The organism is Winogradskyella sp. 266wxhm, assembly GCF_058964685.1.
In genome coordinates this window covers 1,053,191-1,074,550 of record NZ_CM179559.1, presented here as the reverse complement: position 1 = coordinate 1,074,550, position 21,360 = coordinate 1,053,191, and the positions used below count along the sequence as shown (strand labels likewise).

Annotated in this window: 16 protein-coding genes; 2 read left to right on the top strand and 14 right to left on the bottom strand. The window is 34.4% G+C overall.

Annotation, left to right across the window (positions count from 1 at the left end):
- Positions 1-64: 64 nt before the first annotated feature.
- Together AC2H4K_RS04880 and AC2H4K_RS04875 are read right to left on the bottom strand one after the other, a co-directional pair.
- Positions 65-1,360, bottom strand: a complete 1,296-nt coding sequence (locus tag AC2H4K_RS04880) for an ammonium transporter (protein WP_281138664.1) — start codon at positions 1,358-1,360, stop codon at positions 65-67.
- Between the two features lie 5 nt (positions 1,361-1,365).
- Positions 1,366-1,704, bottom strand: a complete 339-nt coding sequence (locus AC2H4K_RS04875; RefSeq protein ID WP_281138663.1) for a P-II family nitrogen regulator — start codon at positions 1,702-1,704, stop codon at positions 1,366-1,368.
- 479 nt (positions 1,705-2,183) lie between these two features.
- On the opposite strand from AC2H4K_RS04875, the gene gltB reads away from it, so the two are divergent.
- Both gltB and AC2H4K_RS04865 read left to right on the top strand, forming a co-directional pair.
- The gene (gene gltB, locus AC2H4K_RS04870; RefSeq protein WP_281138798.1) at positions 2,184-6,689 is read left to right on the top strand and encodes a glutamate synthase large subunit; all 4,506 of its coding nucleotides are present in this window, start codon (positions 2,184-2,186) and stop codon (positions 6,687-6,689) included.
- A 3-nt stretch (positions 6,690-6,692) separates the two neighbouring features.
- Positions 6,693-8,159 carry a glutamate synthase subunit beta gene (locus tag AC2H4K_RS04865; RefSeq protein ID WP_281138662.1) on the top strand — a complete coding sequence of 489 codons (1,467 nt, stop codon included), beginning with the start codon at positions 6,693-6,695 and terminating at the stop codon, positions 8,157-8,159.
- A gap of 32 nt (positions 8,160-8,191) precedes the next feature.
- Here the strand turns inward: AC2H4K_RS04865 and AC2H4K_RS04860 are convergent, their stop codons facing one another.
- The 12 genes from AC2H4K_RS04860 to ilvC all read right to left on the bottom strand — a co-directional run bounded on the left by AC2H4K_RS04860 (position 8,192) and on the right by ilvC (position 21,306).
- Positions 8,192-9,157: a hypothetical protein gene (locus tag AC2H4K_RS04860; RefSeq protein WP_281138661.1), complete on the bottom strand. Its 966-nt coding sequence runs from the start codon at positions 9,155-9,157 to the stop codon at positions 8,192-8,194.
- A 55-nt stretch (positions 9,158-9,212) separates the two neighbouring features.
- Positions 9,213-10,487 (bottom strand): argininosuccinate lyase, encoded by a 1,275-nt coding sequence (gene argH / locus AC2H4K_RS04855; protein ID WP_281138660.1) that lies wholly within the window; start codon positions 10,485-10,487, stop codon positions 9,213-9,215.
- 108 nt (positions 10,488-10,595) lie between these two features.
- A complete protein-coding gene (locus tag AC2H4K_RS04850; RefSeq protein WP_281138659.1) occupies positions 10,596-11,657 on the bottom strand; it encodes a M20 family metallo-hydrolase in 1,062 nt (353 codons plus the stop codon).
- Entirely contained in the window at positions 11,654-12,430 is a 777-nt protein-coding gene (argB, locus tag AC2H4K_RS04845; protein WP_281138658.1) for an acetylglutamate kinase, read from the bottom strand. The genes AC2H4K_RS04850 and argB overlap by 4 nt, the downstream gene beginning before the upstream one ends.
- Positions 12,427-13,365 (bottom strand): Rossmann-fold NAD(P)-binding domain-containing protein, encoded by a 939-nt coding sequence (locus AC2H4K_RS04840; protein WP_281138657.1) that lies wholly within the window; start codon positions 13,363-13,365, stop codon positions 12,427-12,429. The genes argB and AC2H4K_RS04840 overlap by 4 nt, the downstream gene beginning before the upstream one ends.
- Positions 13,365-14,492, bottom strand: coding sequence for an aspartate aminotransferase family protein (locus tag AC2H4K_RS04835; RefSeq protein ID WP_281138656.1), 1,128 nt, complete (start codon positions 14,490-14,492; stop codon positions 13,365-13,367). Before AC2H4K_RS04835 ends, AC2H4K_RS04840 begins: the two co-directional genes overlap by 1 nt.
- Complete coding sequence (proC, locus tag AC2H4K_RS04830; protein WP_281138655.1) at positions 14,489-15,289, bottom strand: pyrroline-5-carboxylate reductase; 801 nt, start codon at positions 15,287-15,289, stop codon at positions 14,489-14,491. The genes AC2H4K_RS04835 and proC overlap by 4 nt, the downstream gene beginning before the upstream one ends.
- Positions 15,290-15,341: 52 nt before the next feature.
- Positions 15,342-16,316: an N-acetyl-gamma-glutamyl-phosphate reductase gene (gene argC / locus AC2H4K_RS04825; RefSeq protein WP_281138654.1), complete on the bottom strand. Its 975-nt coding sequence runs from the start codon at positions 16,314-16,316 to the stop codon at positions 15,342-15,344.
- Positions 16,313-17,506 (bottom strand): argininosuccinate synthase, encoded by a 1,194-nt coding sequence (locus AC2H4K_RS04820; RefSeq protein ID WP_281138653.1) that lies wholly within the window; start codon positions 17,504-17,506, stop codon positions 16,313-16,315. The genes argC and AC2H4K_RS04820 overlap by 4 nt, the downstream gene beginning before the upstream one ends.
- Positions 17,496-18,122, bottom strand: coding sequence for a GNAT family N-acetyltransferase (locus AC2H4K_RS04815; RefSeq protein ID WP_281138652.1), 627 nt, complete (start codon positions 18,120-18,122; stop codon positions 17,496-17,498). The genes AC2H4K_RS04820 and AC2H4K_RS04815 overlap by 11 nt, the downstream gene beginning before the upstream one ends.
- A gap of 413 nt (positions 18,123-18,535) precedes the next feature.
- Positions 18,536-19,801, bottom strand: coding sequence for a threonine ammonia-lyase IlvA (gene ilvA, locus AC2H4K_RS04810; RefSeq protein WP_281138651.1), 1,266 nt, complete (start codon positions 19,799-19,801; stop codon positions 18,536-18,538).
- Positions 19,801-21,306, bottom strand: a complete 1,506-nt coding sequence (ilvC, locus tag AC2H4K_RS04805; RefSeq protein ID WP_493742935.1) for a ketol-acid reductoisomerase — start codon at positions 21,304-21,306, stop codon at positions 19,801-19,803. Before ilvC ends, ilvA begins: the two co-directional genes overlap by 1 nt.
- Between the last annotated feature and the right edge of the window lie 54 nt (positions 21,307-21,360).

The window sequence follows — 21,360 nt, the reverse complement described above, 5'->3', positions numbered from 1 at the left end:
CTCTGAATATTTTCAGAGGTTTTTTTGGTAATTAAATTTATGAAACAATACAAAACATTCTCATTTAGTGATCATTTAATCTGAAATCAGGATAGGCATCCATACCGTGTTCGTGGGCATCAAGCCCTTCTAGTTCTTCTAGTTCAGAAACTCTGATACCAACTGTTTTCTTTAAAATGAATATTATGATGAAGGAAGATAAGAGGCATATTAAGGCGTAAGCTAGTACACCATATAATTGTGGTAAAAATGCTAATTGGTTAGCGGCTTCAGAAATAGTGGCAACAACATCACCGTTACTATTAATGAATTCACCACCGTCATTGGTTGCGGCTTTAAATCCAAGTAGGCCTACGGCTAAAGTACCCCAAATACCACATATTAAATGAACGGCTATTGCACCAACAGGATCGTCTAATTTTAACTTATCAATAAAACTTACGGCAAACACAATTAAAGCTCCAGATACTATTCCGATGATTATTGAGTCTGTTGGGCTCATAACGTCAGCTCCCGCAGTAATACCTACTAAACCACCTAGTATACCATTCAAGAACATAGTAAGATCTAGATTTTTATAAGCTATGGTTGATATGATAGCGGATGATACACCACCAGCTGCAGCGGCTAAACATGTTGTTACTAATGTTAAAGAGGTTAGTTCTGGATCAGCTGATAAAACAGAGCCTCCATTAAAACCAAACCATCCAAGCCATAAAATCAATACACCAGCAGTAGCAATAGGTATATTGTGTCCAGGAATAGCTTGTGACTTACCGTTTTTAAATTTACCAATTCTTGGCCCTAATAAGCAAACTGCAACTAATGCAGCCCAACCACCTACGGAATGAACTAATGTTGAGCCCGCAAAATCATAGAAGCCTAATTGATCTAAAAAGCCACCTCCCCATTTCCATGAACCTGCTATAGGATAAACTAATCCTACGTAAAAAAGGGTGAATATCATAAATGGTCCAATTTTAATACGCTCTGCTACAGCGCCAGAAACTATAGTGGCTGCGGTAGCTGCAAACATTCCTTGGAATAAAAAATCAGTCCAATAAGTATAGCCTCCGTTGTAAGCTAAGTCTAATGTTTCTGATGTTGTGAGTGGAGCATCTAAGCCAAAACCAGCAAAGCCTAAATAACCATTGAATTCTCCAGGATACATTAAATTAAAGCCTACTAAGCAATAGAGAAGTAAACCTATTGTAATGATGAAAATATTTTTAAAAAGTATGTTTAACGTGTTTTTTTGACGTGTAAGACCGATCTCTAAAAAAGCAAAGCCTAAGTGCATAAAGAAAACCAGTGCAGTACAGATCATCATCCATACGTTGTTGATTGTAAGTGATTCCATTGTGGTTATTTTAAAGTATTACCGCCTTTTTCGCCAGTTCTTATTCTGTAAACTTCTTCGATAGTGGAAACAAAGATTTTTCCGTCTCCAACTTGCCCAGTGGCACCGGATTTTAAAATAGCATTTATTGTAACCTCTTCGAAGTCGTCGTTAACTACAATAGATAAGTAACGTCTCTGGATATCGCTAGTGCTGTATGAAACACCTCGATATACATGGCCTTCTTTTTCATTTCCAAGGCCTGTTACGTCCCAATAAGAGAAAAAATTCACACCAACGTCGTGAAGAGCGTCCTTCACAGCGGAGAATTTAGATTTTCTAATAATAGCTTCAATTTTTTTCATGATTTTGGTGATGATTGTAATTTTTTTTGTCTGGCTAGGTTGATAAAATAGAGTTTGTATTATAATTAAAGTTCAAATTTATATATTTTATTTTTAGCCCTAAAAAAAATGGGGTTAATATGTGTATTTTTATTAAATTTTGAATTTAAACCCTGTAAAATTCTAGGGTGATTTGTTTTTAAGTTGTTTTTTTTGAATAATCAACACGGTTTTGTGTTTGTTATATTTTTTTAACACAAAAAATACATTATTTATATCATTTAAGTGTATTTATTTTAAAATTAATAGATTTTTGAGTTAAGCTTTGTGTGTCTTGTCGTTGTGATTTCTGCATTATTTCCTGTAATTATTAGCAATTTTTTATTGCTAAGGCATCTTATTAGATATTTTATGAAAAGTGAATTGACTTTTTTCAAAATCAAAAATTAGCACCTATCTTAGTTAATCACTCAGGTTTAATTTAGAGCAAAAAATAGATGATGATGCTAAAGAAACAAGGACTTTATCTGCCAGAATTTGAGCACGATAATTGTGGCGCAGGATTTATATGTAGTTTAACGGGAAAACGTTCTAATGATATTATACATAAAGCATTAGAAATTCTTGAAAAGTTGGAACATCGTGGTGCGGTAAGCGCAGATGGTGTAACGGGAGATGGAGCGGGAATTTTAATTGATATTCCTCATAAGTTTTTTGAAAAGTCTTGTGATTTTAAATTGCCAGAGCCAGGTGATTATGCCGTTAGTAATGTCTTTCTGCCAAGGAAGAGTAATCAAAGGGAGTTTTGTATCAATGTTTTTGAATCTGAAATTGAAAAGCAAGGTTTAAAACTTTTAGGTTGGAGAGATGTTCCTGTAAATAGTGAGGTGTTAGGTAGGATTGCAAAAACTACAGAGCCATTTGTCAAGCAAATTTTTATTGGAAAATCTGATGATAATCAAACTGATTTTGATTTCAAGCTAAAACTATATGCTGCTAGAAAAATAGCTGAGCATACTATATATGATTCTAAATTATCTGAATCACAATTTTTTTATGTACCGAGTCTATCTACTAAAATTATCATCTTCAAAGGTTTACTAAAGCCAGAACACATTAATGAATATTATTTAGATTTATTTGATACGGATTTAGATACCAGACTAGCGCTCGTGCATCAGCGTTTTTCTACTAATACATTCCCAACTTGGGATTTGGCGCAACCTTTTAGATACATCTGTCATAATGGTGAAATAAATACCTTGAGAGGAAATGTGTCGCGTATGTTTTCTCGTGAAGAGATAATGGAGAGTCCACTTTTTGGGGATGATATTAAAAAGATTATTCCGACAATTTTAAAAGGAAAATCGGATTCGGCAACCTTAGATATGGTAGTAGAGTTGTTGCTTATGACAGGTCGCTCATTACCAGAAGTTATGATGATGTTAGTGCCAGAAGCATGGGAGAAAAACCCTGATATGTCTGATGCAAAAAAAGCATTTTACGAATATAATTCTTGTCTGATGGAACCGTGGGATGGGCCAGCTTCAATTCCTTTTACAGATGGAAATTACATTGGAGCAGTGCTAGACAGAAATGGTTTACGACCTTCGAGATATACGGTTACCAAAAACGGAAATGTGGTGATGTCTTCAGAAACAGGTGTTGTAGATATCAAGCCTGAAAATGTAAGCTTTCATGGGCGTTTAGAGCCAGGTAAAATGTTTTTGGTTAATATGAATGAAGGACGAATCGTTAATGATGAAGAGATTAAAGAAGAAATTGCAGCAAAACATCCTTACAGAAAATGGCTAAACGATAATTTAGTACATCTAAAAAGTATTTCTGCTAAACGTGGTCCAATTAAGTACGATGAAATTGAGCTAAAAAAACGAAAAATAGTTTTTGGTTATACAAGAGAAGATTTAAATACCATTATAAAACCAATGGCTCAAAATGGTAAGGAGCCGATTGGTTCTATGGGAAGTGATACTCCAATAGCTGTATTGTCAGAGCGTCCGCAGTTGGTATATAACTATTTCAAGCAAATATTTGCTCAAGTTACCAATCCACCTTTAGATGGTATTCGTGAGGAGTTGATTACTGATATCAGCTTAACGTTAGGTAGTGATGTTAACCTTTTTGATATTAGTCCTGAGCATTGTAGAAAACTTAAGATTCAAAATCCTGTAATTTCTAAACACGATTTAGATAAAATCAGAAATTATGATACAAATCCTAACTTTAAAGTTGAATCGATTTCAATACTATACGAAGTTAATAGAGGATTAAATGAACTTGAAGTAGCTCTAGAAAATCTTATGTCTAAAGCATCAAAAGCTATTGATAATGGTGCAAATATTATTATTCTTTCAGACCGCTATGTTGATGAAAACCATGCTCCAATTCCAGCACTTTTAGCTTGTTCTTATGTGAATCATGCGTTACACAAACTAAAAAAACGCTCGAAAATCAGTTTAATTATTGAATCTGCCGAACCACGTGAAGTGCATCATTTTGCACTATTATTTGGTTTTGGAGCAAGTGCTGTAAATCCTTATATCGTTAACGAAATTGTTCAAGAGCAAGTTGATGCAGGTGAAATTTCTGAGTTGGAATATTTAGAAGCTATTAAAAATTATAACAAAGCTATAGGTAAGGGTATTCTTAAGGTGATGAATAAGATTGGAATTTCTACCTTAAACTCATATCGTGGGTCGCAATTGTTTGAATGTATTGGTATCAATACACAGACTGTGGACAAATATTTTCCAAATACTCCAACCCGAATTCAAGGTATTGGATTAAGAGAGATAGAACAGGAAATTGTAAAACGTCACAGAAAAGCTTTTCAGCCTAATGATGACCAAGCTGACATTGAAATTGGTGGAGATTACAGATGGAGAAGAGGACAAGAAAAGCACATGTTTAATCCTTTAACCGTTGCTAAACTTCAGGAAGCTGTAAGAACAAATAAGGCTACAACTTATAAAGAATATTCTGAGTTGGTGAATAACCAATCTAAAAGTTTGATGACTATTAGAGGCCTTTTTGAATTTGATCAATATGACCCGATTCCTCTAGATGAAGTAGAGCCTTGGACAGAAATCGTGAAGCGTTTCAAAACAGGAGCGATGTCATATGGTTCAATTAGTAAAGAAGCGCATGAAAACTTAGCCGTTGCCATGAATAGAATTGCTGGGAAGAGTAATTCTGGAGAAGGAGGCGAAGATCAAGAGCGTTTTTATAAAAGTTCACAAGGTGATTGGAAAAATTCAGCGATCAAGCAAATCGCGTCAGGTCGTTTTGGTGTGACTTCAAATTATTTGACTAATGCGAGCGAGATTCAAATTAAAATAGCTCAAGGTGCGAAGCCTGGTGAAGGAGGTCAGTTACCAGGTCCTAAAGTAAATCGCGAAATTGCTAAAACAAGAAATTCTACACCTTATGTTGGACTTATTTCTCCACCTCCACATCACGATATTTATTCCATTGAAGATTTATCACAATTAATTTACGATGCAAAATCAGCAAACAGAGATGCAAGGATTAATGTGAAATTAGTTTCGGAAGTTGGTGTTGGGACCGTTGCTGCAGGTGTTGCTAAGGCAAAAGCTGATGTTGTTTTAATTTCAGGTTTTGATGGTGGTACAGGTGCCTCGCCTCTAACATCGTTGAAACACGCAGGTCTACCTTGGGAATTAGGTATTGCTGAAGCGCAACAAACTTTGGTGATGAATGACTTAAGAAACCGTATTGTTTTGGAATGCGATGGGCAATTAAAAACGGGTAGAGATGTCGCTATTGCATGTTTGCTTGGAGCTGAAGAATTTGGTTTTGCAACAGCACCATTGGTGGCTTCAGGATGTATTATGATGCGAGTTTGCCATTTAAATACTTGTCCTGTTGGTATTGCGACTCAAAATCCTGAACTGCGCAAAAAATTCAAAGGTAAGCCAGAGCATGTGGTGAATTATATGTATTTCGTGGCACAAGAATTACGAGAAATCATGGCCTCTTTAGGATTTAAAACGGTTAATGAAATGGTAGGTCAGGTTCATAAGCTTAATAGAAATAAAGCGATTGAACATTACAAGGCTTCTGGGGTTGACTTAACTCCGATTTTACATAAAATCGATGTGCCTGAAGGAACAAAACTCTATAATACAACGACGCAGGATCATCATTTAGAAAGCCATCTAGATTTTCAGATTATAAAACAAGCCCATCAAGCTTTGTTCAGAAAACAAAAAACAGCTTTAGAAATGCCTATCACTAATATTGATAGGGCTGTAGGTGCTATTGTTAGTAATGAAATTTCAAAAATTTATGGTGCAGATGGCCTTCCAAATGATACGATAAATATTGACTTCTATGGTTCGGCAGGTCAGAGTTTTGGCGCATTCGCTACTAAAGGTTTACGATTTACGGTTCATGGAAATACCAATGATTATTTGGGTAAAGGACTTTCGGGTGGAAAGCTGATTATTAGAGTTCCAGAGCAAAGTACAATTGTTCCAGAAGATAATATCATCACAGGAAACGTAACGCTTTATGGTGCTACTTCAGGTGAAGTTTACATCAACGGAAAAGCAGGTGAGCGTTTCTGTGTGAGAAATTCAGGAGCCAAAGCTGTGGTTGAAGGTATTGGAGACCATGGTTGCGAGTATATGACAGGTGGAGTTGCAGTCATTCTAGGTGAAGTAGGACGGAATTTCGGAGCAGGTATGAGTGGTGGAATTGCTTATGTTTTAGATGAAAATAACACCTTCAAACAAAACTGTAATGGTGAAGATTTAAATATAGATTACATCATTTTAAAAGGTGATGATAGTGAACAATTACAAGGCTTAATTCAAAATCATTTTGAAGCTACAAACAGTCCTTTGGCAAAACGAATTCTTGAAAATTGGGAAACCTATCTGCCAAAATTCAAAAAAGTACTTCCGGAGGAATACAGACAGGCTTTAATACGATTAGAAAACGAAAAATTACAAATAGCGTAAGACATGGGAAAGATTACAGGATTTTTAGAATACGAGCGTCAGAATGAAACTTACGAAGCGCCAAAAAAGCGTATAAAAAACTATAAAGAGTTCACCATTCCATTAGAGGAATCAGAGCTTAAACACCAAGGTGCACGATGCATGGATTGTGGTATTCCTTTTTGTCACAGTGGTTGTCCGTTGGGTAATTTAATTCCCGATTTTAATGATAATGTTTACAAAGGCAATTGGAAAGAAGCAGCGAAGATATTACACAAAACAAACAATTTTCCGGAATTTACTGGAAGGTTGTGTCCAGCTCCATGCGAAGAAGCGTGTGTTTTGGGTATTAATGAAGACCCAGTAACTATAGAAAATATTGAAAAAAATATTGTTGAAACGGCTTTCAAAGAAGGGTGGATTACGGCACAACCTCCTAAAGTAAGAACCAAGAAAACGGTTGCTGTTATAGGTTCTGGACCTGCTGGTTTGGCTGCTGCACAACAATTGAATAGAGCGGGACATTATGTTGTGGTTTATGAGCGCGATAATAAAGTCGGTGGCTTGTTACGTTATGGAATTCCAGATTTTAAAATGGAAAAACATATAATAGACAGACGCGTCAAAGTTTTAGAAGAGGAAGGTATCATTTTTAAAACTAATGCACATGTAGGCATAGATATCGACGCTTCAAAATTGAAAGAAGAATTCGACGCTATCTTACTCTGTGGAGGAGCGACTGTGAGACGCCATATCCCGATTCCAGGTGCAGATTTAAAAGGTGTGCATCAGGCGATGGAATTTCTAAAACTCAACAATGAATATGTTGACGGAGTCGTGGATTTTGAAAATATTATTTCAGCTGAAGGTAAAAATGTTATTGTTATTGGAGGTGGTGATACAGGAAGCGATTGTATAGGTACATCTAATCGTCATGGAGCAAAATCAGTTACCAATTTCGAAATTTTGAGTAAACCACCAGAAGGTCGTCCAGCGCATCAACCATGGCCATATTGGCCAATGAAGTTAAAGACGACTTCTTCGCATCAAGAAGGTGTAGAACGGTTTTTTAGTATTTCAACCAAAGAATTTATCGGTGATAAAAAAGGCAATCTGAAAGGCTTAAAAACTGTTGAGGTGGAGTGGCTGTTTAAAGAAGGTGAGCGACCGCAATTAAAAGAAATACCAGGTACTGAAAAAACTTGGGATTGTGAATTAGCTTTATTGGCACTTGGTTTTACAGGTTCTGAGAAGACATTAGCTGAACAATTTGGGTTAAAAATGGACTTTAGAACAAATATTGAAGCTTCGACTAAAGATTACGCGACAAATGTTTCAGGAATTTTTGCTGCTGGTGATATGCGTAGAGGGCAATCCTTGATTGTTTGGGCAATTTCTGAAGGACGCCAAGCGGCACATCATGTTGATACTTATTTAATGGGAGAATCTAATTTGCCTTTAAAAGATGGATTAGATTTGCCTAGAGTGTAACGATACAAAGCATTATGTTGAAATAGGATTGGCTATTCATTATATTCATAAAACATATAATCAACGATTACAATTCCTTTGTTTTTGAGATTTAGGATTAATGATTTCCAGTGTTTATTTTTTAATGAAGCGCCTTGAAATGATTTAATGTTATAGTTTTCATCTATAATTCTAATTGAAGGTTCTTTTTTGAGCTTTTGCTCAAAGTATATCACCTTCACTTTTTCAAGATTAATTCTTTTTTTAAGGTTAAGAAAAATATTGTTTTTAACAATTAGGTAGTTTTGGTTTAGTTGGAAATAATAAGATTTTAATCCAAGGATAAATAGTATAAATACAGGGAAACCCCAAAAAAATAAAAAACCTATAGTTGTTATAGACTCCCATTTTATTAATAAAGCAATTCCGAATATAGAAATTATAAATAAAGCAAATATGCCATCAAATGATAAAATAAAAATGCCTTTAAATGTCTTTTTATTAAAGTGAATTTTATTAGTTCTGGCCCTTAGTTCATTATATGAGTTAATGATGTTTAATTGATTTTTAGAATTGAGTAACTGTCTGATTTTAGGCATGTTTGAATAATACTTTGAATAAAGTGTTAAGGTCGTTCCATTTTTTAACCTAATACACAAAGCATCTTCTTGTAAATATTGCCACAAGATTTTTTCAAACTCAGTTTCAATTATAGAAATTTCTTGAACAGATTGCCAAGAATAAAATTTTTTTCCAAAAATATTTTTTACTTCTAGTCCTTTGTCAAAGAATATATATTGTTTAAATGTCTTTAAATAATATCTAAATGACCAAAATAAAAGTAATAGAAAAATAACTATCGTCCATATTGGTGTCATCAATATAGATGTTTTTTCATCTACCATATTTATAGAAGCAAAGGTGATGACTGTAGATAAAAAGCATACAAGTAGAATAATTATTGTTGGTTCAATAATAACATGTCTAATAGAGAATTTGCTATGAAGTTTAGTGGTCAAATTTTATGGTAATGTCTTAAAATATAAGTCAAATGAAATATAAAATTGTTACATTCTATTTCGGAAACTTCTCTTTTATCTTGTTCAGACACAAATTACCAATACTCCCAATATGCGTATGCTGTTTTGAGGTGTCTGGTTTATAGGTTCCATTTTGTACATCACTACCAATTTTTTGATAAGCTTCTCTAAAACTCATGCCACTTTCAACCAATCTGTTAATGTTATCTACGGTAAATAAATATTGATATTTCTCATCATTTAAGTCGATAGATTTTACCTCTACTTGTTTAATAGAATAGTTGAAAATTTCGAGAATATCCTGCATATCCATAATGGCTGAAATCATATTTTCTTTTAATAATTGATAATCTCTGTGATAACCACTAGGTAGGTTATTGGTAATCAATACCATTTCGTGCTGCAAGGCTTGAATTTTATTGCTCTTTCCTCTAATCAACTCGAAAACATCAGGATTTTTTTTGTGAGGCATAATGCTACTTCCTGTAGTTAACTCATCCGGAAAACTTATAAAGCCAAAATTCTGACTCATATACAGGCAAATATCCATAGCAAATCGCGCCAATGTATTAGCTAAACTACCTAATGCTAATGCAATAGTACGTTCACTTTTTCCTCTACTCATTTGTGCAGCAACGACGTTGTATTTCAAAGTTGAAAACTCTAAAAGTTCTGTAGTTAATTGTCTGTCAATTGCGAATGAACTTCCATAGCCAGCTGCAGAACCAAGCGGATTTTGATCAACGGTTTTTAACGCTGCATCTAACAAATACACATCGTCAATTAAGACTTCTGCATAGGCTGAAAACCACAACCCAAAAGATGATGGCATGGCGACTTGTAAATGTGTGTAACCTGGAATTAATACTTTTTTATGTATTTCAGCTAACTCTAAAAGCGTTTCAAAAAAAACTCTTGTTTTAGATTTTATGTTGATTAACTCGGCTTTGTAAAATAGTTGTAAGGCCACCAAAACCTGATCATTTCTTGATCGCGCTGTATGGATTTTTTTCCCAACATCACCATAGGTTTTAGTGAGTTCAAATTCAATTTTTGAATGTACATCTTCAAATTGATTGTCTATGGTAAATGTTCCGTTTTCAATTTGTGATGCTAAATCTTGAAGTCCTTTTTCTAATTGTTGTAATTCTTCAGTCGTTAAAATGCCTATCGTTTGCAACATTTTAGCATGTGCTAATGAGGCTTGAACATCGTACTTTGCGATATGCAAATCAATTTCACGATCATTTCCAACCGTAAATTGTTCTATTTTTTTGTCTATGCTTATGCCTTTATCCCAGAGTTTCATAATTTATTCCTGCGAAAGCAGGAATCTCTGCTTTCTTTTTAATTAAACTTTTGTCTCCTCGAGCGTAGTCGAGAGGTTGATTAGGTCTCGACTGCGCTCGACCAGACATTATAATACTTTCTCTAACAATTCAATATAAATCTTTATGCCTTCTTCAATCTCATTGATGTAAATAAACTCGTCTGCACTGTGTGATCGTGTACTATCTCCAGGTCCTAATTTTAACGACGGACAACTTAACACTGCTTGGTCTGATAAGGTTGGAGAACCGTAAGTGTTTCTTCCTATTTCAATACCAGCTTTTACCAAAGGATGATCGATTGGAATGGACGACGAATTCAGTTTTGTGCTTCGCGGAATGATACTATCGCAAGGCGCTTCTTTTTGTAAAATATCTACAATATCTTGATTGGAATATTTATCGTTCACACGAACATCTACTACCAAATCAACATTTGCAGGAACAGCATTGTGCTGTTTACCTGCATTGATTTGCGTTACTGTCATTTTCACCTCACCTAAAGTTTTGGATGTTTTTGTAAACTCATAATTTTTGAACCATTCCAATACTGAAATCGTATTGTAAATTGCATTGTTGTCATTAGGATGTGCTGCATGACTTGGTGTGCCTTTTACTACAGCATCAAACACTACCAAACCTTTTTCGGCTACTGCCAAATGCATCAAGGTTGGTTCGCCAACAATAGCCACATCAATTTTTGGAATTATATTAAGCATGCTATTCAAACCATTGTCACCACTGCTTTCTTCTTCAGCAGAAGCAACCATAACCAGATTATAATTTAGGTTGTCTTTATCATAAAAATAGGCGAAAGTTGATAGTAAACTCACTAGACAACCACCAGCATCGTTACTTCCCAAACCATACAATTTTCCATCTTCAACAATCGCTTTAAACGGATCTTTAGTGTAACCATTATTTGGTTTTACCGTATCGTGATGCGAATTTAAAAGCAACGTTGGTTTGGTCTCATCAAAATGTTTATTGATAGCCCAAACGTTATTCATTGTGCGTTTATATGGTATATTTTGAAGCTGAAACCATTGCTCAATATGTTGTGCGGTTTGGTCTTCTTCGGATGAAAACGATGATGTTTCTATCAGTTGTTTTAACAACGAAATGGCTTGTTCTGTTAACGTTGATATCATTTTGAAATGGTTGTGTAGATTGATTTTTTATCGAAAAGCATTTCTGGTTTACCTATACATACTTTTTGGACATTACTATTGACCGCACGCATGCAATTATTAATTTTAGGTAGCATACCTTCTGATATAATTTGATTATCTATCAATTGCTGAACGTTTTCTGAAGTTATTGATTCAATCACTGAATGATCATCATTAACATCTTTTAAAACACCGTTTTTTTCAAAGCAGTAATACAATTCTGTTTTGAAAATTTGAGATAATGCTATAGCCAATTCCGAAGCAATTGTATCTGCGTTGGTGTTTAACAATTGTCCGTTTTTATCATGTGTAATAGCACAAAATACAGGCGTGATACTATTATTTAAGAGTAATTCTAAACTTTTTATATTTACTTGTTTTACATCACCAACAAAACCGTAATCAATATTTTTTACAGGTCTTTTGTCTGATACAATTGTATTGCCATCTGCACCAGAAAACCCAATAGCATCACAGTTATTAGCTTGAAGGTTTGCCACAATATGCTTATTAATTTTACCAGCATAAACCATAGTTATAATGTCTAAAGTTTCAGCATCTGTGATGCGTCTACCATCAATCATTTTAACCTTAACTTGCATTTGATTCGCAAGTTTTGTTGCCAATTTTCCTCCACCGTGCACCAATAGTTTAGGTTCTTCAATCGTAGAAAAATCTTTTAAAAACGATTGTAGAGCAACTTCATCATCAATAATATTTCCGCCTATTTTTATGATTTTTAGTGCTTTCATTTTAATCCTTCTAAAATCTGCTTCAACACAATTTGAGCTGCATAAGTTCTATTGTTAGCCTGTTTTATCACAGCTGAATTTTCACCATCCAAAACAGCTTCTTCTACAACAACATTTCGTCTTACTGGTAAGCAATGCATAAATTTGGCGTTGCCTAACTTGTCTTTTGTCATCATCCAATTTTCATCTTGATTTAAGACTTTTCCGTAGTCATTAAAATTGCTCCAGTTTTTCACATACACAAAATCAGCATCTTTTAAAGCCTCTTTTTGGTTGTAATTTATTGGTGTTTCTTTAGTGATATTTTTATCTAACTCGTAACCTTCAGGATGAGTTATTGTAAAATCAACCTCTAAATTTTGCATCATTTCTACAAACGAATTTGCCACTGCTTGCGGTAATGCTCTAGGATGTGGCGCCCAAGACAACACGACTTTTGGCTTTGGTTTTTCTACCAATTCGGCAATGGTAATCGCATCTGCCAACGCCTGCAATGGATGCGCTGTCGCACTTTCCATATTAACGATTGGTACTGTAGCATATTTTTCAAAGCTTTTTAAAATATATTCGCTTTGGTCTTTGGCTTTATCCGTTAAGGTTGGAAAGGCTCTAACCGCAATAATGTCTGCGTACTGCGAAATGACTTGAGCTGCTTCTTTAACGTGTTCTGATGTATTGGTATTCATAACGGTTCCGTCTTCAAACTCTAACTGCCAAGCGTCATTAACGTTTAAAACCATCACATCCATTCCTAAATTCTTTGCTGCTTTTTCGGTACTTAATCTAGTACGTAAACTGGCATTGAAAAACAACATCACCAAGGTTTTATGTCTTCCTAAATCTTGAAATTCAAAAGGATTCATTTTTAATAAAATAGCTTCCTTTATAGTTTCGTTTAGGTTAGAAATGTCTTTTATTTCGGTGTATTTATTCATTATTTTAATTCATTTTTCAATGCCTCAAAAAAAACATCAATATGTTTTTTCTGAATGGTTAAAGGCGGTAAAATTCTGATTAAATTAGGATTGTTAGCACTTCCTGTAAACATATGATGTTTATGTATGAGTTGTTTTCTTAATTCTGAAACAGGAAAATCAAATTCTAATCCTAACATTAATCCACGACCTTTAATACTTTTCAAACTTGGTAATTCTTTAGTTTTCTGAATAAAATATTCTGAAACTTGTTTAGCATTTTCAAGTAGTTTTTCTTCCTCTAAAACTTCTAAAACTGATAATGAAGCTGCACAAGCCAAATGATTACCTCCAAAGGTTGTACCTAACAAACCAAAGCTAGGTTTGATGTTTGGATGAATTAAAATACCACCAATAGGAAAACCGTTACCCATACCTTTTGCGATAGAAATAATATCTGGCGTAATATTGTGTTTTTGAAAAGCAAAAAAATCGCCAGTTCTACCAAAACCAGATTGTACTTCGTCCGCTATTAAAATTGTGTTGTATTGTTTGCATAATCTTTCTAAACCTTGATAAAATTCGGTAGTACTTTCGTCCAATCCGCCAACACCTTGAATACACTCGATAATTGCTGCGCAAGTTTGATTTGACTTTAGAATGTTTTCAACTGAAATTAAATCGCCTAACTCTACAAAATCAACCTCTTGTTGTGCATTTATTGGCGCCACAATTTTAGGATTATCAGTTGCTGCAACTGCTGCAGATGTACGACCATGAAATGAATTTTTAAAAGCTAAAACTTTACTTTTTCCGTTGTGAAATGACGCCAATTTTAAGGCATTTTCATTCGCCTCTGCACCAGAATTACACAAAAACAATTGATAATCTTTGCAGCCTGAAAGGTTTTCTAATTTATCTGCTAAAGCGACTTGCAAAGGGTTTTGAATGGCATTACTATAGAAGCCTAATTTTGAAACTTGATTAGAAATTGCTGACACATATTTTGGATGCGAATGCCCAATAGAAATCACAGCATGTCCGCCATATAAGTCTAGATATTCCACATTATTTTCGTCGTAAACATAGACGTCTTTTGCCTTTATAGGTGTAATATCAAAAAGTGGATAAACGTTGAAAAGACTCATATTTGTTCTTTTTTAATATTGTTAATTTTATTGAACGATGCGACCATACCTTGAATTAAAGATGAGCTCAACCCTTTGTGTTCCATCTCATTTAAGCCTTCAATGGTGCACCCTTTTGGTGTAGTAACACGATCAATTTCTTCTTCTGGATGATCACCATTTGTGATAAGCAAATTAGCTGCTCCTTCACAAGTGTACATTGCTAATTCTTGGGCTTCTTTTGAGTCAAATCCCAATTGAATTGCCGCTTGTGTTGTTGCTCTAATCAAACGCATCCAAAAGGCAATTCCGCTAGCGCAAACTACTGTTGCGGCTTGCATTTGTGTTTCTGGAATCACTAACGAATGTCCTAAACGATTAAAAATAGCTTGTGCAATTTTAATACGTTTTTCGCCGTGTGAATTGCTACACAAACAGGTCATAGATTTACCAACAGCAATCGCAGTATTTGGCATAGCACGAATAATGAATTGGTCTGTGCCAACTTGAGCTTCAATCTTTGGAATCGTAAAGCCTGTTATAGTTGAAATGATGACATGCTTTTCCGTTAAATATGTTTTTACATCGCTTAAAATTGCTTCGAAGTGTGATGGTTGCACTGCAAAAATTAGAATATCTGATTGTTGTACAGCCAAAACGTTATCATCTGTAATGGTCACATTTTTATAACCATCAAATTCAGATACACTATCCACATTTCGTTTCGTTAAATACAAGGTGGTAATCGCATTGTTGGTGATTAAACCTTTTGCGATGGACTTTCCTAAGTTCCCTGTTCCTATGATTGCTATTTTCATTTGTTTAGTAATTAGTGTTTAGTTGGTGGTGTATAGTACTCACTCATACTTTTTAAAAATAACTCGCTTTTAATTTTAAACTTGCAGTTTCTTCAAACCCAAACATTAAATTCATGTTTTGTACGGCTTGTCCTGATGCGCCTTTTAGTAAATTATCAATAATGCTCGTCACCAATAATTTATCTTCGTGTTTATGTAAATGAAGTATGCAATTATTGGTATTAACTACTTGTTTTAAATGAATGTTTTCATCTGAAATCAATGTGAATTTTGCGTCTTTATAATAGTCACTAAACAATTGTTTGGCATTTTCTAAACTACCATCAAATTTGGTGTAAAGCGTTGCGAAAATTCCACGAGAAAAATCACCACGATTTGGCATAAAATTAATTTGCGAATTGAAATTATCTTGTAACAGTTTTACCGACTGATTGATTTCACCCAAATGCTGATGTGTGAAAGGTTTGTAATATGAAAAATTGTTATCACGCCATGTAAAGTGTGTTGTTGCAGAAAGCGATGTACCTGCGCCAGTAGCACCTGTAACTGCATTAACATGCACATCTTCAAGCAATAATTTTGCGTTTGCTAGTGGCAATAATGCCAATTGAATAGCTGTTGCAAAACAACCAGGATTAGCAATATAATCCGCTTGTTTTATGTCTGATTTATTTAATTCAGGTAAACCGTAAACGAATGTTTTTCCATTGAAAATTTTATCGTTTTCAAGTCTAAAATCGTTGCTTAGATCGATTATTTTGGTTTTGGTTGAAAAATCGTTTTCACTTAAGATTGCTTTTGAATTTCCGTGACCTAAACACAAAAATAGCACATCAACTTCAGGGTTGATTTTATTAGAAAATTCTAAATCTTCACCAATTAAATCTTGATGTACTTTACCAATAGTGTTACCTGTATTGGATGTGCTGTATACAAAATCTATATTCACTTCAGGATGATTGATAAAAATTCTAATCAATTCGCCAGCCGTGTATCCTGCACCACCAATTATTCCTGCTTTAATCATGAATCTTGATTTACTTGTTGATAGATTTTATTTTGATTACCAAAGATTTTGATAAACCCTTTAGCCTCTTCAGCAGTCCAACCTTTGTTTTCTTCACCGTAACTTCCAAACTTCGCACTCATTAAATCATGTTTTGAAGAAATGCCGTCTAATGTGAAATGGTATGGTTTTAAAGTGACTACAACATCACCAGAAACTTTATCTTGACTACTTTCTAAGAAGGCTTCCATGTTTCGCATTACAGGATCTAAATATTGTCCTTCGTGCAAATGCATTCCATAGAAATTCGACAAATAATCTTTATGCTGTAATTGCCATTTGGTTAACACATGTTTTTCTAATAAATGGTGTGCTTTTATGATGATTAAGGCAGCAGCAGCTTCAAAACCAACACGACCTTTTATCCCAACAATAGTATCGCCAACATGAATATCGCGTCCAATAGCATAGGCTGATGCTAAAGTGTTTAAGACTTCAATATTGACTTCTGGACTGTTTTCGATTCCGTTTACAGCAATCAATTCACCTTTTAAAAAGGTTAACGAGACTTTTTCTGGGTCTGAATGTTTTAATTGTGAAGGATAGGCTTCGCTTGGTAAAGGTTTGTCGGAAGTTAAGGTTTCTGATCCGCCAACGCTTGTTCCCCAAAGTCCTTTGTTAACTGAGTATTTTGCTTTTTCCCAAGACATATCAATATCATTTTCTTTGAGATAATCGATTTCTTCCTGTCTGGTTAATTTTTGATCTCTAATTGGTGTGATAATTTCGATTTCTGGTGCTAAAGTTTGAAAAATCATATCAAAACGCACTTGGTCATTACCTGCGCCAGTACTACCGTGAGCGATGTATTTAGCATCTATACTTTTGGCGTATTCAATAATTTCGATTGCTTGAATAATACGCTCTGCACTTACAGATAAAGGATAAGTGTTGTTTTTTAGGACATTACCAAAAATTAAATACTTAATCACTTTACTATAATACGAAGCAACAGCATCTATATTTTTATAAGTTGAAACACCCATTTTATAGGCGTTAGATTCTATTTTACTGATTTCCTCTTTTGTAAATCCACCAGTATTCACACTAACGGCATGTACATCATGTCCAGCTTTTGAAAGACTTACAGCGCAATATGAAGTATCTAGTCCGCCACTATAAGCAATAACTAATTTGCCTTTATTTTTCATTTTTCTCTTTTTTTAGAAATCTAGTTTGTTTGATGTTTTTTAGTCGTGTCCACACTTTTTTGTCAAATTTATGCTCGTGACCTTTTTTCTCTTCCTTTGAAGGGTCGTACAGCATACCTGTACAAAGACACATTTTTTGTTCAGTGCGTTGTAAAACATCATAGTTTTTACAGGTTTGACAGCCATCCCAAAAGGTTTGATCGTCTGTTAACTCAGAAAATGTTACGGGTTTGTAGCCTAGTTCGCTATTCATTTTCATTACCGCTAAACCTGTGGTAATACTAAATACTTTTGCATCTGGGAACTTAGTGCGAGAATGTTCAAAAATCTTAAGCTTAATTTGTTTAGCTAATCCTATATTTCTGTAGTCAGGATGTACGATTAATCCAGAATTGGCTACAAATTTTCCATGACTCCATTTTTCGATATAACAAAAACCCGCAAATTTATCACCATCTAAAGCAATGACAGCATTACCATTTTCCATTTTGGTAATGATATATTCTGGCTTTCGTTTTGCAATACCTGTACCTCTAACTTTTGCAGCTTCGGCAATAGTTTCACAAATAGTTTCTGCATAAACACTATGCGATTTATTAGCAATAACAATATTCATTGTTGTGTTTTTAAATTTTTAATTGAAAATAATATGGTTGAAAGTGGAAATGGACGCACCTAATTCCTGAAATAAAAGAACATACCCTTACGGGCGACGGTTAAAGCGTCGGCGTACAAAAACAAGGTTATTAAAACTAATAACTGAATGTTTAAAAAATAATATGTGTAAAGGGTTCTTCAATTTATAAAAAATAAAAATAATGTTGCTTATTAACTTGATTAAAAAAGTATTAGCAACGTCGCTCACGAAGTATTGAGCGTGTGGGTGTGAATTCCCTATTTTTATTTTTAAAAGTTTTCATAGTGCTAAACTATAAATTAAATAAATATGAAGGTTTAAAAAGTTTTGTTTTTGGCTAAAATTTATGAATTATTCAAAATATTTTATTCTAACTATTTAAAATTCAAAAATTATACTAAAAACTGAAACAAGTCTGGTTTGTTATTCAGATAATCACCATAAAAATTATGAAGCTTCATTTTTGTGATCAAGGGCTCTAAATCATCAGGTGATTTCAACTCGATGCCGACAACTGCCGAACCTGTATCTCTGTTAGATTTTTTAGTGTATTCAAAATGAGCGATATCATCGTTAGGGCCTAAAATTTCAACTACAAATTCTTTTAAAGCTCCAGCACGCTGTGGAAACTTTACAATAAAATAATGTTTTAGGTTAGAGTAGAGTAGTGCACGTTCTTTTATTTCTGCGGTACGCGTGATATCATTATTGCTTCCACTAATTACGCAAACTACATTTTTATCTTTGATTTCATTCGCATAAATATCCAAAGCAGCGATACTCAACGCTCCAGCAGGTTCTACAACAATGGCTTCTTTGTTATATAATTCTAATATAGTTTGGCAAATTTTACCTTCATCAACAGTAATAACATCATGAAGCGTTTCTTTACAGATTTCAAAAGTTAAATCGCCAACACGTTTTACGGCAGCACCATCAACAAAATTTTCTATGTGATTAAGTTCTGTATTTCTGTTGTTTTTTATTGAAGTAGACATTGAAGGTGCTCCTTTTGGTTCTACACCAATAATTTTAGTTTGAGGAGAAAGTTCTTTGAAAACTGAAGATAATCCAGCGGAAAGTCCACCACCACCAATTGGGACAAATACATAATGAATAGGGTGTTCTTTTGCTTGGTCAATAATTTCTAACCCAACAGTAGCTTGCCCTTCTATAACTTTTTCGTCATTAAATGGATGAATAAATGTTTTGCTCAATTCCTCACATTGCTTCATGGCGGCATGGTAAGCATCGTCAAAACTATCGCCAACTAAAATGACATCTATATAGTCCTCACCAAACATTTTTACCTGTTCTATTTTTTGGTTAGGTGTTGGTGAGGGCATAAATATAGTGCCTTTAATTTTCAAAAGTTTACATGATAAGGCGACACCTTGAGCATGGTTACCAGCACTGGCACATACAATGCCATTTTCAATTTCTGTATCTGTCAAAGAAGCTATTTTATTATAGGCTCCTCTGATTTTGTATGATCTTACTTGCTGTAAATCCTCTCTTTTAAACATGATGTTACAATCAAATTGCTTTGAATGTTGCATGTTATTAATGAGCGGTGTTACAGAAGCAATACCTTCAAGTCGTTTTGCTGCTTGTTCTACAGATTTTAAAGATGGTTTGTATGTGGTGTGTGTTTCCATTAGGCTAGGACAGAATCTTGGGTTTTAGCTTCTTCGGTTTTTATCACTTTCATTGCGGTCATTGCAGCACGAAGACGTTTACCTACGGTTTCAATTGGATGATTTCTAATAGCGTCATTCACTTTTATTAATTCGATATTATCGACACCTGTTTTTGTTGAAAATGACTTTCCTATTACTGAAGTATCTACCGTTTTCATAAAATCTGCTAATAACGGTTTGCATGCGTGATCAAATAAATAGCAACCATATTCTGCAGTATCAGAAATGACGCGATTCATTTCAAATAACTTTTTACGCGCAATGGTATTTGCTATTAATGGCAGCTCGTGTAACGATTCATAGTAAGCAGAATCTTCGATTATTCCTGCGCTAACCATAGTTTCAAAAGCAAGTTCTACACCAGATTTCACGAATGCGACTAACAACACACCATGATCAAAATACTCTTGTTCTGTGATGTGATTTGAAGTTAATTCGGTTTTTTCAAAAGTAGTTTCGCCAGTAGCAGCTCGCCATTTTAATAGATTAACATCATCATTTGCCCAATCTTCCATCATAGTTTTAGAGAAATGACCAGAAATGATATCATCCATATGTTTTTCGAATAACGGACGCATGATGGTTTTTAATTCTTCAGATAATTCAAATGCTTTAATTTTTGAAGGATTTGACAATCTGTCCATCATGTTTGTAATTCCACCATGTTTTAAAGCTTCAGTAATAGTTTCCCAGCCAAACTGAATTAATTTTGCTGCATAACCAGCGTCAATTCCTTCAGCAACCATTTTGTCAAAAGACAAAATTGCTCCTGTTTGCAACAAGCCACATAAAATGGTTTGCTCACCCATTAAATCAGATTTCACCTCTGCCACAAAAGATGATTCTAAAACGCCTGCTCTATCTCCACCAGTTGCAACTGCGTAGGCTTTTGCTTGTGCCCAACCTTTATTTTCTGGATCGTTTTCTGGATGTACAGCAATTAATGTTGGCACACCAAAACCACGTTTGTATTCCTCACGTACTTCAGTTCCTGGACATTTTGGCGCGACCATAATTACCGTAATATCTTTACGGATTTGTGTACCTTCTTCAACTATATTAAACCCATGTGAGTAGCTTAACGTAGCACCTTTTTTCATTAAAGGCATCACTTGATTTACTACATCGGTATGTTGCTTATCTGGTGTTAAGTTTAACACCAAATCTGCTGTTGGAATTAAATCTTCGTAAGTCCCGACATTAAATCCGTTTTCATTTGCATTTTTGAACGATGCACGTTTTTCATCAATTGCTTGCTGACGTAAGGCGTAAGAAATATCTAAACCAGAATCTCTCATGTTTAATCCTTGGTTTAATCCTTGAGCACCACAACCTACAATGACTATTTTTTTATCTTTTAATACAGCTACACCATCTTCAAATTCTGAAGCTTCCATAAATCTGCATTTTCCTAATTGTTCTAATTGTTTTCTTAATGGTAATGTGTTAAAATAATTTGCCATTTTTTTTGATTTAGAAAATAGAACATAGACGAAAGAGAATTGACTAAATAAAGC